General features: G+C 66.4%; 17 protein-coding genes. 8 read left to right on the top strand and 9 right to left on the bottom strand.

Features of this window, described 5'->3' with window-relative positions:
* Position 1: 1 nt before the first annotated feature.
* The gene (locus tag VIL42_09055; protein ID HEY8592993.1) at positions 2 to 760 is read right to left on the bottom strand and encodes an enoyl-CoA hydratase-related protein; all 759 of its coding nucleotides are present in this window, start codon (positions 758 to 760) and stop codon (positions 2 to 4) included.
* 88 nt (positions 761 to 848) lie between these two features.
* On the opposite strand from VIL42_09055, the gene fsa reads away from it, so the two are divergent.
* The 4 genes from fsa (at position 849) to VIL42_09075 (ending at position 3,398) form a co-directional block, all read left to right on the top strand.
* A complete protein-coding gene (gene fsa / locus VIL42_09060) occupies positions 849 to 1,499 on the top strand; it encodes a fructose-6-phosphate aldolase (protein HEY8592994.1) in 651 nt (216 codons plus the stop codon).
* A gap of 145 nt (positions 1,500 to 1,644) precedes the next feature.
* Complete coding sequence (locus tag VIL42_09065; protein ID HEY8592995.1) at positions 1,645 to 1,806, top strand: Flp family type IVb pilin; 162 nt, start codon at positions 1,645 to 1,647, stop codon at positions 1,804 to 1,806.
* A gap of 117 nt (positions 1,807 to 1,923) precedes the next feature.
* On the top strand, positions 1,924 to 2,493 hold the full coding sequence (locus VIL42_09070; protein ID HEY8592996.1) for a DUF484 family protein: 570 nt from the start codon (positions 1,924 to 1,926) through the stop codon (positions 2,491 to 2,493).
* Positions 2,469 to 3,398: a tyrosine recombinase XerC gene (locus VIL42_09075; protein HEY8592997.1), complete on the top strand. Its 930-nt coding sequence runs from the start codon at positions 2,469 to 2,471 to the stop codon at positions 3,396 to 3,398. Before VIL42_09070 ends, VIL42_09075 begins: the two co-directional genes overlap by 25 nt.
* Before the next feature lie 152 nt (positions 3,399 to 3,550).
* Here VIL42_09075 and gshB read toward each other — a convergent pair whose 3' ends face one another.
* Genes gshB through rsmI form a run of 3 tightly spaced genes read right to left on the bottom strand, consistent with a single transcriptional unit; the run spans position 3,551 to position 5,702 of the window.
* Positions 3,551 to 4,507 (bottom strand): glutathione synthase, encoded by a 957-nt coding sequence (gene gshB, locus VIL42_09080; GenBank protein ID HEY8592998.1) that lies wholly within the window; start codon positions 4,505 to 4,507, stop codon positions 3,551 to 3,553.
* 14 nt (positions 4,508 to 4,521) lie between these two features.
* Positions 4,522 to 4,872, bottom strand: a complete 351-nt coding sequence (locus VIL42_09085; protein ID HEY8592999.1) for a YraN family protein — start codon at positions 4,870 to 4,872, stop codon at positions 4,522 to 4,524.
* A complete protein-coding gene (rsmI, locus tag VIL42_09090) occupies positions 4,869 to 5,702 on the bottom strand; it encodes a 16S rRNA (cytidine(1402)-2'-O)-methyltransferase (protein ID HEY8593000.1) in 834 nt (277 codons plus the stop codon). The genes VIL42_09085 and rsmI overlap by 4 nt, the downstream gene beginning before the upstream one ends.
* Before the next feature lie 80 nt (positions 5,703 to 5,782).
* Here rsmI and VIL42_09095 point away from each other — a divergent pair, with 80 nt between their 5' ends.
* Positions 5,783 to 6,169 carry a hypothetical protein gene (locus VIL42_09095; GenBank protein HEY8593001.1) on the top strand — a complete coding sequence of 129 codons (387 nt, stop codon included), beginning with the start codon at positions 5,783 to 5,785 and terminating at the stop codon, positions 6,167 to 6,169.
* Here the strand turns inward: VIL42_09095 and hemW are convergent.
* From hemW to rph, 3 genes are read right to left on the bottom strand one after another with little or no spacing between them, the layout of a single operon-like run.
* Complete coding sequence (gene hemW / locus VIL42_09100) at positions 6,144 to 7,322, bottom strand: radical SAM family heme chaperone HemW (GenBank protein ID HEY8593002.1); 1,179 nt, start codon at positions 7,320 to 7,322, stop codon at positions 6,144 to 6,146. The genes VIL42_09095 and hemW overlap by 26 nt on opposite strands.
* Positions 7,319 to 7,933, bottom strand: a complete 615-nt coding sequence (rdgB, locus tag VIL42_09105; GenBank protein HEY8593003.1) for an RdgB/HAM1 family non-canonical purine NTP pyrophosphatase — start codon at positions 7,931 to 7,933, stop codon at positions 7,319 to 7,321. Before rdgB ends, hemW begins: the two co-directional genes overlap by 4 nt.
* Positions 7,930 to 8,646, bottom strand: a complete 717-nt coding sequence (rph, locus tag VIL42_09110; GenBank protein HEY8593004.1) for a ribonuclease PH — start codon at positions 8,644 to 8,646, stop codon at positions 7,930 to 7,932. The genes rdgB and rph overlap by 4 nt, the downstream gene beginning before the upstream one ends.
* Positions 8,647 to 8,720: 74 nt before the next feature.
* On the opposite strand from rph, the gene hrcA reads away from it, so the two are divergent.
* Positions 8,721 to 9,755: a heat-inducible transcriptional repressor HrcA gene (gene hrcA / locus VIL42_09115; GenBank protein HEY8593005.1), complete on the top strand. Its 1,035-nt coding sequence runs from the start codon at positions 8,721 to 8,723 to the stop codon at positions 9,753 to 9,755.
* Positions 9,752 to 10,303, top strand: a complete 552-nt coding sequence (gene grpE, locus VIL42_09120) for a nucleotide exchange factor GrpE (GenBank protein HEY8593006.1) — start codon at positions 9,752 to 9,754, stop codon at positions 10,301 to 10,303. Before hrcA ends, grpE begins: the two co-directional genes overlap by 4 nt.
* Before the next feature lie 10 nt (positions 10,304 to 10,313).
* On the opposite strand, the gene VIL42_09125 is transcribed toward grpE, so the two are convergent.
* Positions 10,314 to 11,645, bottom strand: a complete 1,332-nt coding sequence (locus VIL42_09125; protein HEY8593007.1) for an SLC13 family permease — start codon at positions 11,643 to 11,645, stop codon at positions 10,314 to 10,316.
* A gap of 108 nt (positions 11,646 to 11,753) precedes the next feature.
* Here VIL42_09125 and VIL42_09130 point away from each other — a divergent pair, with 108 nt between their 5' ends.
* Positions 11,754 to 12,629 (top strand): hypothetical protein, encoded by an 876-nt coding sequence (locus VIL42_09130; protein HEY8593008.1) that lies wholly within the window; start codon positions 11,754 to 11,756, stop codon positions 12,627 to 12,629.
* On the opposite strand, the gene VIL42_09135 is transcribed toward VIL42_09130, so the two are convergent.
* Entirely contained in the window at positions 12,626 to 13,024 is a 399-nt protein-coding gene (locus tag VIL42_09135; protein ID HEY8593009.1) for a DUF202 domain-containing protein, read from the bottom strand. The genes VIL42_09130 and VIL42_09135 overlap by 4 nt on opposite strands.
* Positions 13,025 to 13,026 lie beyond the last annotated feature (2 nt).

The following is a 13,026-nucleotide window of genomic DNA, read 5'->3' on the forward strand; positions in this document are numbered from 1 at the left end:
CTCAGGCGGGACGGCGCTTCTCGAAAAAGGCGCTGATCGCCTGCTTCACTTCGGCGGACGCGAGCCGCTCCGCAAATAGGCCGCTCTCCAGGCGCATCCGCTCGAGGATCTCGTCGCGAGCTCCGGTCCGAAGGAGGTGCTGGGTCTGCCGCAGCGCTTCGGCGGGTTTTGACATGAGCCTGCTGACGACGTCCTCGGTCGTGGCGGCGAGCTCGCCGGCAGCGGCCCTGTGGCTCACGAGCCCGATCTCGATCGCTTCGTCGACACCGAAGGGTTCCGCGAGAAGCAGGTAGCGCGCCGCGCGGCGTCGGCCGGCGAGGCGCGGGATGAGCAGCGAGCTTGCCGCCTCGGGGACGAGCGCCAAATCGACGAACGGCAGCGAAAAGCGCGCGCCTTCCTCGGCGACGACGAGGTCGCAGTGGAGGAGCATGGTGGTGCCGATCCCCACGCAATTGCCGTGAACGGAAGCCAGCAGCGGCGTTTCGCAATCGGCGAGTGCGCGGAGGAAGCGCCAAACCGGGATTTCCTCGTCGATGCGCGGGGCGGCGTTGAGGAAGTCGACGAGGTCGTTGCCTGCGGCGAAATCCGCGCCCTCACCGCGGAAGGCGATCAGGCGGATGTCGGGATTGCCCGAAGCCTGCTGCACCGCATCGGCCAGCGCCGCGTACATCGCGACCGTCAGGGCGTTCCGCCGTTCGGGGCGGGCCAGCGTGACCGACAGGACCGGCCCTTGCTGCTCGACCTTCACATGTTCGCTCATCGGCTGTTCCCCCGAATCTGGTGACGTGCGCTTTCGCACCGGCTATCGCGCACACATCCTGTAAAAGCCGAGAGCATCGCAAACAGCCATGAAATTCTTCGCAGACACCGCCGAAATCGCCGAGATCCGCAAGCTTGCCGAAACCGGCCTGCTGGACGGAGTCACGACGAACCCTTCGCTGATCCACAAGTCCGGCCGCAACTTCCTGGAAGTGGTGAAGGAGATTGCATCGGTGGTGAGCGGCCCGGTGTCCGCCGAGGTGGTCGCGCTCGACCATGAAGAGATGATGCGCGAGGCCGAAGTGCTTCGGAAGATCGCCGACAATATCACAATCAAGGTGCCGCTGACCCCGGCGGGCCTGCGCACCTGCAAGGCGCTGACGGACGACGGCACGATGGTGAACGTGACCCTGTGCTTCTCGGCGGCGCAAGCGCTGCTCGCGGCGAAGGCGGGCGCCACCTTCATTTCGCCGTTCGTGGGCCGGCACGACGATGTCGGGTTCGACGGCATGCAGCTGATCGCCGACATCCGGCTGATCTACGACAATTATGACTTCGCGACCGAGATCCTGGTCGCGTCCGTCCGCCACCCGATGCACGTCGTCGAAGGCGCGAAGCTGGGCGCAGACGTGATGACGGCGCCCCCGAAGATCATCTGGCAGCTGTTCAACCATCCGCTGACCGAGAGCGGGATCGCCGCCTTCCTCGAGGATTGGGAAGCGACCGGCCAGAAAATCTGATTGGCCGCATATGCTTAACGCCGTCGTAAGAGGCGGCGGTAAGAATTTCTCAACCGGTCACGCGGTAAAGCTCATCGCATCCTGCATGTGGACCAGCAGGTCGGGGCGGCAACGTCCCTGCACTTGGAACCAAGGAGCGAAGACCATGAGCAAGTTTCTGAAGCTGATCAAGAATAACAAGGGTGCGACCGCCATCGAATACGGCCTGATCGCCGCCCTCATCGCGGTTGCCGCGATTGCCGCCATGGGCAACATCGGCAACGGCCTGAAGAACACCTTCAACAACGTCGGCAACAACCTGAAGTAATCGCTTCAAGGTTGCTGACAGGAGCGGCGGTGCCGAAAGGCGCCGCCGCATTTGTTTTGTCCGGCGCGGCGAGCGCGTTGTAGGAAATTAACCGCTTCGCGCGTATCCTCCCGCGCCATGGCATCGGTCATCCCCTTCGAAGAGCGCGCGGTGGCGCACCTGCGCGAGCGGCTGGGGGAAGCGCGCGAGGCGAATGAAGACCTGATCGCCTTTGCCCGCGGTCATTCGGGCGCAGTCGCGTCGATCCACGAAGCGGTGCTCGCGGCGATCGAGTCTCACGGCGTCGAGGGCCTGCTCCATGTCGTTACGCAGGAATGGACGCTGATCCTCGGGATCGACGCTGTCGCCTTGTCACTGATCGTCGGTGAGCAGGGCTTCCGCGCGGATGGCAGCGGCGTCCAGCTCGTCGATCCGGCGATCCTTCGCCGCGCGATTGACCAGGTTGACGGCGTGGAGATGCGCAAGGTCGAGCGCGGACATCCTTTGTTCGGCCCGGCCTGCGAGCTGATCCGCGCCGAAGCGCTGATCCGTATCGAGAGCGAACCGCCTTTGCCTTGCGGCCTACTGGCGCTCGGCCAGCGCGCGGAACTCAGCCTGGACGCACGTCACGGCTCTGAATTGCTGATGTTCCTTGGCCGGACGCTTGCGGCTATGATCCGCAAGTGGCTGACGCACCCGCAAGCCTAGTTCACCCGGCCGCCGCGCTTGCGGCGCAATGGTCGGCCTATCTGCAGCATGATCGTCGCCGGTCTCAGCACACGGTTCGTGCCTATGTGTCGACGGCGCATCGGCTGATCGACTTTCTTGGCCGTTACCGGGGCGAGGAGATCGTACCGGCCGGCCTGATCGGCCTCTCCGCGTCGGACCTTAGGGCCTTTCTTGCGCATCGCAGGGGCGAGGGGCTTGGCGCCTCATCCGCAGCGCGCGAGCTGTCCGGCGTTCGCGCCTTCCTGTCCTACGCCGCCGAACAGCAGGGGGAGCATGCACAGCTGCCGCGAACGCGTGCGCCCAAGCGGCCGCGCACGCTGCCGCGGCCGGCCGCGCCCGACGAGGCGATGGAGCTGGCGCATAACGCAGCCGACGCGGCGAGCGCGCCGTGGGTCGGTACTCGCGACCTCGCGATCCTTCTTCTGCTTTACGGCGCCGGCCTGCGCGTTGCCGAAGCGCTGTCGCTGACCGCGTCGATCCTGCCGCTTGGCCAGACAATTCGAGTGACCGGAAAAAGGTCCAAGACCCGCCTCGTCCCCATCGTCCCCGCGGTTCGCGAAGCGGTCGAAGCCTATGTGCGCGAATGCCCTTACCCGCTGAGCGGCGACGCGCCGCTGTTCGTCGGCGCACGGGGCGGGCCGCTCAACCCCGACCTCGTGCGGCGCTCGGTGGCGGCGGCGCGGCGGCGCCTCGGCCTGCCGGACACGCTGACCCCGCACGCGCTGCGGCACAGCTTCGCAACTCATTTGCTTGCGCGCGGGGCCGACTTGCGGGCGCTCCAGGAACTGCTCGGCCATGCGAGCCTGTCGTCGACGCAAATCTATACGGCGGTCGATGCAGCGCGGCTGCTCGACGTCTACCGCCACGCCCATCCGCGCGCCTGAGGGAGGAGTTCGCCGCGGGAGCCGGCAAGTGGGGATGCCAGCTCCCGCGACCAGCAAAGCGCTATGTCTCGCCGGTAAAGCGAATCCTAAATAACCATTTTGGACGAACGGCTTGCGCGCAGCTGCAGAGGGCAGCTTGCGCCGGAGTGGAGCTATTTCCGTTCGGCCAGGCGGCGCTCGATCGCCGACCAGATGAGCCCCGCCGTGTCAGTGCCGTTGAACGCATCGATCGCGACGATCCCGGTTGGGGACGTCACGTTGATCTCGGTCAGCCACTTGCCGCCGATCACGTCGATACCGACGAACAGCAGTCCGCGCTTCTTCAGCTCGGGGCCGAGGCGGGCGCAAATTTCCTGCTCCCGCGCGGTGAGCTCGGTCTTTGCCGCAGTACCCCCCACCGCGAGGTTGGACCGGATCTCGCCCTGGCCCGGCACGCGGTTGATCGCGCCCGCGACTTCCCCGTCGACGAGGACGATCCGTTTGTCGCCCTCGCTGATCTCCGGGAGGAAAGCCTGCAGAACGTGCGGCTCGCGATAGGTCTGGTTGAAGACCTCCATCAGCGACGCGAGGTTGCGGCCATCGGCGCCGACGCGAAACACCGAGCTGCCGCCGAACCCGTGGAGCGGCTTGATGACGATCTCACCCTGTTCGGCGAGAAAGTTGCGGGCGAGGCCGAGCGAGCGGGTCAGCAGCGTCGCCGGCATGAAGTCGGCGAAGTCGAGCACCCACAGCTTCTCAGGCGCGTTCCTGACATTTGCGGGATCGTTGACGACGAGCGTCTCGTCGCTGATCCGCTCGAGCAAATGGGTCGCGGTAATATAGCCGAGGTCGAACGGCGGATCCTGGCGCATCAGCACGACGTCCACGTCGCGGCCGAGGTCGAGCAGGCGCGGTTCGCCGAAGCTGAAATGGTCGCCCTCGACGCGCTGTACCCGAGCCGGATGCGCCATCGCCCACAACCGCCCGTCCGCCCAGCTCAAATCCTCCGGCGCATAGTGCAACAGTTCGTGCCCGATGTCCTGCGCCTTCAGCATCAGCGCGAAGGTGGAATCGCCCGCAATTTTGATCCGCTCGAGCGGGTCCATCTGCACGGCGACGCGAAGCGGCATAAGAGGTGCGCCTATCACCCTTGCCAGACGTTCGGAAGGTGGCGCGGCCAGCGGCCTGGCACGACGAACATGGCGTCGATCCTCACTTCGTCGCCATCTCGCATGTAGCGGGGCATCAGCCGTTCGGCGGCGACGCGGACACGACGCAGGCGCCATTCGTCGAGGGAGATGGCGGCGGCCTTCTCGGTTCCGCGCGCCTTCACTTCGACGAAAGCGAGGGTCCGTCCCTTCCGCGCGACTATGTCGACCTCGCCGCCGGGCACCCGGGCGCGGCGGGCGAGGATCCGCCAGCCTTTGAGGCGCAGGGCCCAGCAGGCGAGCGTTTCGGCGCCGCGGCCGCGCTTCTCCGCGGCCTGGCGGTTCACTGGCTGCGCTCCAGGGCGCGGGCGTAGACGCGTTTTCGAGGCAGCTTCAGCTGCTCGGCGACTTCGGCAGCGGCGCGTGAGGGCGACAGCCGCTTGAGCGCTTCGTCGAGCGCAGCATCCATATCCGCTTCGCTTGCCGCGGCGGGCGCGCTCGGCGGGCCGACGACGATGACGATCTCGCCTTTGGGACCATGATCGGCATAGCGGCTGGCAAGTTCGGACAGTGTGCCGGTCACGCATTCCTCATGAAGCTTGCTGATCTCCCGCGCGACGGCGGCGTCGCGGTTTCCGAGCCCGGCCGCCAGCGCAGCGAGCGCGTCGCCGAGGCGAGGGCCGCTCTCATAAAGGACGAGGCTCGCGCGAATGCCGGCGACTTCCGCAATAGCATCGGCGCGCGCCTTCGCCTTGGACGGGAGAAAGCCCAAGAACAGGAAGCGGTCAGTCGGCAGCCCCGCCAGCGTCAGCGCTGCAATCGCCGCCGAAGGGCCGGGGATCGTGTGCACCGCATGGCCGGCGGCGCGCGCCGCGCGGACCAGTTTGTAACCGGGATCGGAAATCAGCGGCGTGCCCGCATCGCTGACTAGCGCAATCGCGTGGTCGGCGAGCTGGGCGACGACGCGGTCGCGCTCGGAGTCGCTCGAATGGTCGTCGTAGCGGCTCATCGGCACCTTGGCGCCGATGTGGTTGAGCAGCTTGCCGGTGACTCGCGTATCTTCGGCAAGGATGCGGCTGGCGCGGCGAAGCGTGTCGGCTGCGCGCGGCGACAGGTCGCCAAGGTTGCCGATCGGCGTTGCCACGATGTGCAGCCCAGGCGGTAGAGGCTCAGTCATCGGCAAGGATTAACTGCTTTCAATTCAATCGGAAAAGAGTCATCGTGCAGCCACCTGGTCGTGTTCGGGGGAGATGAACGATGATCATGATTGTAGCGGTTCCTGCGATCGCCTTGTCTATGCTTCAGGCGTCTGTCGCGGCGCCGACCGACGCGTTTCGCGGCTGCATCAGGAGTGCGGCGGAAAAAGCGAAGACCGAGAAAATAGCGGGCGACAAGATCGAGGATTATCTGCGGACGTCCTGCACCGTACAGATGGGAACGCTCAAGGACGCGCTCATCGCCTTTCGCATGAAGAACGGCATGACCAAGAAGGTCGCCGCCGCCGATGCCGAGATGACCGTCGAAGACTATGTCGCCACTCCGGCGGACACCTATCGGTTTATGGCGGATCTTGAGGCGAAGCGGGGCCAGGCGACCGCTGCCCCGGCAGCAGCCGCGGCTAACCCGCAACCGCCAAAACCTTAGGCAAGTCGGCCTGTTCGGCCGCGATCTCGCCAAGGATGTGATCGAGAAGCAGGCGGCCGTCGCGTGTCAGCCGGATGTGGGTGCCGTCGCGCTGCAGATGGCCTGACGCGACCAGCCGGTCGACCCGCTTCCAGTTGACGATTGCTGCAACGCCGAACCGCTTGGCGATAGCGCCGACATCGACGCCCTCGCGCAGGCGCAAGCCCATCACCAGCGCTTCGTCAGCGGCTTCGGTGTCCGAGAGCAGCCCTTCCTCGACGATGCCGTGGCCATTGCGGCGGACGGCGGCGAGGAAGTTCTCCGGCTTGCGGTGACGAACGGTGCGCATCTGCTGCCGGCGGCCATGAGCGCCGGGCCCGATCCCGGCATAATCGCCGTAGCGCCAGTAGGTCAGGTTGTGGCGGCTCTGCTGGCCGCGGCGTGCGTAGTTGCTGATTTCGTAAGACGGCACGCCCGCGCTCGCCGTCATGTCTTCGGTAAGCTCGTACAGCGCCGCGGCGGTGTCGAGGTCGAGCGGCTGGAACTGGTTCTTGGCGACCATGGTCGCAAAGCGGGTGCCAGGCTCGATCGTCAGTTCGTAAAGCGACAAATGGCTGGTGCCGAGGCTCAGCGCCTGGGCGAGCATCGCCGACCAGCGTTCCTCGCTGTCGCCGGGCAGAGCGTAGATCAGGTCGAAGCTGACGCGGCGGAAATAGCGTTGCGCAATCTCCAGGGCACGGAAGCCGTCGCGTGACGAGTGGGCGCGGCCAAGGAAACGAAGCGCCTCGTCGTCGAAGCTTTGGAGACCGAGCGAAAGGCGATTGACGCCGGCCTGCGCGAGATCTGCGAAGCGGGCGGCTTCGACGCTGTTCGGGTTCGCCTCTAGCGTGATTTCGATGTCCGGCGCCGGCTGCCAGTGGTCCTTCGCTGCAGCAATGACGGCTTCGACGGTCGCCGGATCCATCAGCGACGGGGTGCCGCCGCCGAAGAAGATCGAGGTAAGGGTGCGGTCCGGCAGAAGCCGCGCTTCATGCGCCAGGTCGGCGAGCAGGGCGTCGCGCCAGGCTTGCTGATCGACGGCCTCGCGGACGTGGCTGTTAAAGTCGCAGTAGGGGCACTTGCTGACGCAGAACGGCCAGTGGACGTACAGTGCGAGCGGTTCGCCCCCGCTCATTCGTTGAGCGCCGCCGTTAGCTTGCGGAAGGCGTCGGCGCGGTGGCTGATCCGGTGCTTCTCCTCCGGGTCCATCTCAGCGAACGTCTGGTCGTAACCGGCGGGAACGAACATCGGGTCATAGCCGAAGCCCTTGTCGCCGCGGGGCGGCCAGACGAGCGTACCGTCGACGCGGCCCTCGAAGGACTCGGCCTGGCCGTCCTCGGGCCATGCGATGGCGAGCGCACAGGCGAAATGCGCGTCTCGGCTGGCGTCCGGTCCTGCGGCTTCGATCTCTTCCCAGGCGCGGGTCATGGCGCGCATCCAGTCGCGGTTGCCTGCTTCGTCCTCGGCCCAGTTCGCGGTGTAGATGCCGGGCCGGCCGCCGAGCGCGTCGATGCAGATGCCGCTGTCGTCGGCCAAAGCGGGAAGGCCGGTCAGGTCGGCCGCCTGCCGAGCCTTGAGGTCGGCATTGTCGACGAACGTAACGCCGGTCTCGTCAGGGACCGGCAGGTCGAGCTCGGCCGCGCCGACGCACTGGATCCCGAACGGCGCCAACAGCTGCGAAATCTCGCGCAGCTTGCCCGCATTATGCGTGGCGATCACCAGTCTGTCGCCGAGGCGGCGGATCATCGGCCGCTGGCCTTCAGCTGGGCCTGGAAGATCTCGCCGCAGCCGATCCGGGCCAGGCGCAGGAGGCGCAGCAGGCCTTCCTCGTCATAGCATTCGCCTTCGGCCGTGAGCTGCGCTTCGACGATCAGCCCGTCGGCGGTGAGCACGAAATTGCCGTCGCACCCGGCCTGGCTGTCCTCTTCATAGTCGAGGTCGAGCACCGCGGTGCCGTTGTGGATGCCGCAGCTGACGGCGCCAACCTGGGTGCGGATCGGGTCGCTTGTGATCGCCTTCGACGCAAGCAGGTTGTCCACGGCCATGCGCAGCGCCACCCAACCACCGGAGATGGAGGCGGTGCGGGTGCCGCCGTCCGCCTGGATGACGTCGCAATCGACGATCACCTGCCGCTCGCCGAGCGCTTTCATGTCGACGACGGCGCGCAGCGAGCGGCCGATCAAGCGCTGGATCTCCTGGGTCCGGCCCGACTGCTTGCCCTTGGCCGCCTCGCGGTTGCCGCGGGTGTGGGTGGCGCGGGGAAGCATGCCATATTCGGCGGTGACCCAGCCCTGGCCCTTGCCGCGGAGGAACGGGGGCACCTTCTCCTCGACGCTTGCGGTGCACAGCACCCGTGTGTCGCCGAAGCTGACCAGCACCGACCCTTCCGCGTGGCGGGTGAAATTCGGCTCGAAGCTGAGCTCGCGCATTTGATCGGGGGCGCGGCCGGACGGGCGCATGGACTCTCCTGTTCCTGATAACGGTTCGCGGGCGTCCCTAGACCCGTCGATGCCGCAATCCTAGATGCAGGGGCATGACGCAGCCGATCAGTGAATTGTCCGAGCGGATGCGCGAGATTTTCGGGCTCGTGGTCGAAAGCTATCTCGAGCGCGGGATGCCGGTCGGGTCGAAAGCGCTTGCCGGCTCCATCAGCCTGTCGCCGGCGTCGATCCGCGGCGTGATGCAGGAGCTGGAGGAGCGAGGGCTGCTCACCCATCCCCATACGTCGGCGGGGCGGATCCCGACCGAGAGCGGCCTTCGCCTCTTCGTGGACGGGATCATGCAGGCGGCGGCACCGGACCCGCGCGAACGGCGCGAGATCGAGCGGCAGATCGTCCGCGACCAGCCGATCGAAGATGCGCTTGCGGCGGCGTCCGCGGCCTTGTCGGGGCTAAGCCAGGCGGCCGGCGTGGTGCTCGCCCCGAAAAGGGAGCTGACGCTCAAGCAATTGAGCTTCGTGCCGTTGAGCCCGACGCGCGCGCTCGCGGTGCTGGTCGGCTCCGACGGGAGTGTCGAGAACCGCATCGTGTCGCTCGACGGGACGATCACCCCGAGCGCTCTCAACGAAGTCAGCAACTTCATCAATGCGCGGCTTGCGGGACTGACGATCCCCGAAGCCGAAGCGCGGCTCCGTGCCGAAATCCGCGACCGGAAGGAGCAGATCGACGCCGCGGCGGCCGAACTGGTCGCGTCCGGCCTCGCCGCCTGGAGCCAGGACCATGCGCGTCGGCCGGTGCTGATCGTGCGCGGCCAGGGCAATTTGCTCGATCCAAGTGCTGCCGAGGACCTGGAACGAGTGCGCAAGCTTCTCGACGAGCTGGAAGAAGCGCAGGAGATCGCCCGTCTGCTGGAAGGCGCGCGCGACGCGCCGGGCTGCCGGATCTTCATCGGTTCGGAAAACCGGATGTTTGCGCTTTCGGGATCGTCGGTGATCGCGGCGCCCTATCGGGGGAGCCAGGGCGAGGTGGTCGGCGTTGTCGGGGTGATCGGCCCCACGCGGTTGAACTATGCGCGCGTGGTGCCCATGGTGGATTTCACAGCGAAAGCACTGACGAGATTAATGGCATGACCGAAGACGAGAAGTTGCACGAAGAAGCGGAAGAACTGCGCGAGGAAACGGCCGAAGGCGCGCCGGAGCTTCAGGAGCATGACCGGCTCGCCGAGCTCGAGAAGCAGCTCGACGAAGCGAGGTCGAAGGCGCTTTATGCCGCCGCCGAGACCCAGAACGTGCGCCGCCGGCTCGAGCAGGAGCTTCAGCAGGCGACCAGCTACGCCGCCGCCGGGTTCGCGCGCGACATGCTGGCGATCAAGGACCATCTCGACCGGGCGCTGGCAGCCGTCAGCGACGATCTGCGCGGCGACAAGACGGCCAGCCAGTTCCTGGCCGGCATCGAGGCGACCGCGCGCGAGCTCGAGCAGGTGTTCAGCCGTCATGGCGTCACCCGCATCAAGGCGAAAGGCGAAATCCTCGATCCCAACCGCCACCAAGCGATGATGGAAATGCCGAGCGATCAGGCCGAGCCCGGCACGATCGTCGAGGAAATGCAGGCCGGCTATATGATGAAGGAGCGGTTGCTTCGCCCGGCGCTGGTCGGGGTCGCCAAGAAGCCCGACTGACGGGGCTGCTCTAGAAGGGGAAGTATAGCCGGATCGCGACGATTGCCGCGGCCCAGGTGATCAGGTTGAGCGGAATGCCGACCATCATGAAGTCCAGGTAGCGATACCGGCCCATCTGGTAGACGATGGCATTCGTTTGGTAGCCGAAGGGCGTCGCAAAGGCTGCGCTCCCGGCGATCATCACAGCCACCAGGAACGGCCTTGGGCTCACGCCGAAGGCCTCGGCCATGGACACGGCCACCGGCGTGAACAGCACCGCCACGGTCGCGTTCGACAGGATTTCGGTCGCGAACAATGTGACGCCATAAAGGATGATCAGCGCCATCAGCGGGCTGACGCTCTGCATCGTTCCGATCAGCGCTTCGGTCGCTGACGAGGCGAGCCCCGTCTCGTCTAGCGCGATGCCGAGCACGACCATTCCCGCGATAAGCATCAGCACTTCGGGCCTGAGGCCGTGATAGGCTTCGTCGGCCGTAATCACGCGGGCGAGGATCAGCAGCACGGCTCCGGCAAAGGCCGAAGCGGCGATCGGGGCGATGTTGAAGGCGGCGAGAGCAACGACGCCGACGAACACGCTAAGCGACGCGATTGCCTTTAGCGGCTTCAGCTCGACCTGCTCGGCGAACGCCCCCGCTGAACCGACCAGCCCGCCGGTTAGCCCGGGCTCGTTGAACTTCTGGGCCGCTTCGGCGGCGTCAGCGGTCGACATCCCTTCGCTGTCGTCGTCGTCGCGGCCGCGGACTAGCCGGCTTCCGAAGAAGAACAGATAGATGCCGCCGGCGATCGCGACGGCGAGGCCGACGGGCGTGATCTCGAACATGCCGAAGCGCGGCTGCCCCGCGACCGCGGCCATGTCGTTGACGAGGAGGTTGGTCGAAGTGCCGATCAACGTGCAGCAGCCGCCGAGGACGGCCGCATATGAAAGCGGCATCAGGTAGCAGCGCGGGGAACGATTGAGCGACTTGGCGGCATCGCGCACGACGGGCGCGGAAAGCACGACGATCGGCGTATTGTTGAGGAAGGCGGACGCGCTTCCAGCAGCGCCGATCAGCACCCATAGGCCCGCGGTTCCGATGCGCCGGCACAGCGCGACCATGCGCCGGATGGCGGCGTCGAGCAGCCCCGAAAGCTCCATCGCGTAGGCAATCACGAACAGCGAGGCGAGGGCTACGATCGCCGGACTGGCAAAGGCGCTCTGGACTTCGACGGGGCGGACGATCCCGGTGATCAGCAGGAATGCGGCACCCGCAAGCGCCACGACGTCGGCGCGCATCTTGTCCCGGATCAGCGCTGCCACGACGGCAGCGAGCACCAGCAGGGTGATCGCCTGGTCGAAATTCATCTGTCCGCCAACACTCCCTTGCGCCGCGAACGCCCAATGGCCGCATTCGGCCCCTCGGCCAAGGCTCGTGCCTCGCGGAACGGGGCAATTGTGGTATCAGCGCGTTCGATGGTCACTATCCGCCGATTGCCGTCCCTCGCTCCGGCGGCCGTCCTGCCGATTGCGCTTCTTGGATTGACGGCGAGCTGCGGCGGACCCGAGCCGGCGAACGTCGACGCGGTTGCGAACGAAGAGTCTCCGGCACCGGAATTCACGAAGAAGGCATCAATCTCCGAAGGCCTGATGGACAGGGCGGCACTGCTTGCGGCCGTCGCCCAGGCGGCAAGCGCTTCGACACTCCAGCAGGACGATTCGGCTGCGCAGCGCGCCTTGGAAGGCAAGCAGTTCGAAGTTCGGATCCGCTTCGGCTGCTCCGGCCCCGCTCAAGACCTCGACAGGGCCGAACTCGGCTGGACCTACGACGGCGAAAATCGCGTGCTCCGAGTGCGCGCGATGCCGACGCTCGGCAGCGACGACACGCTGGTCGAAACAATAGCCGCCGAGCCGATCGAGGCCGTCGAAGGCTTCTGGCTTCCTCGTCCCTGGGTGCTTCAGGCTGCATGTCCGGTCCCCGCACAGCGGCAGGGCGCGAACGGCGAGTCAGTGCCGGCACAAAGTGAGGCGGATCGTCCGGCCGTGACGACATCACCGCGAATCGGCATCGCTCAATTCTTTACTGCCGACGAGTCCCGGACCGCCCGGCGTGGTGGGCGTCCTTACCAGGCTACGCAGACGCTCGCAGCCGGTGCGACCGATGTGGGCCAGCAGGGATTCGACTTGATCCTGTCTGGACGTTTGCGCGCGGTGCCGGGCGGCCGCGTCATCCGGTGTGTCGGGAGCGGGGGAAACAGGCCACCGGACTGCATCATCGGCGCTCAGTTCGACCGGGTGCGGATCGAAGAGCCCCGGACCCGCGAGCTGATCGCGCAATGGGCCAAGAGCTAGGGCCTGGGCTCGATCGGCAGCAGCCACAGCACCGCCAGCAACGCCAAGGTCGCGGCGGTCGAGAGGTAGGAGATCGCCCGGGCCCGCTTCGTGCCGAGCGATTTCACATGATGCACGTGGAGCCGCTGCATCACCGCGCACATCCGCCGCTCCGCCGCGATGAAGATGAGGATTCCGATGATCAAAAATGTCGTCGCGATCAGCCGTGGAACCCAGGGTGGTTCGACGCGGCCGAACAAGGCGTTGAAGGCGAGGCCGATGCCCAGCGCCGCAAAGCCGGTGCGGAGCCAACTCGCGAAGGTGCGCTCGTTGGCGAGCACCGTCCGGTCCTCGGCAAGGTCCGTTTTGATGTGGGCGGTGTCGCCTTGCTGAAGTTCGGTAGCTGGATCGCTCATCC

It is taken from the genome of Sphingomicrobium sp., assembly GCA_036563485.1.
Lineage (GTDB): Bacteria > Pseudomonadota > Alphaproteobacteria > Sphingomonadales > Sphingomonadaceae > Sphingomicrobium.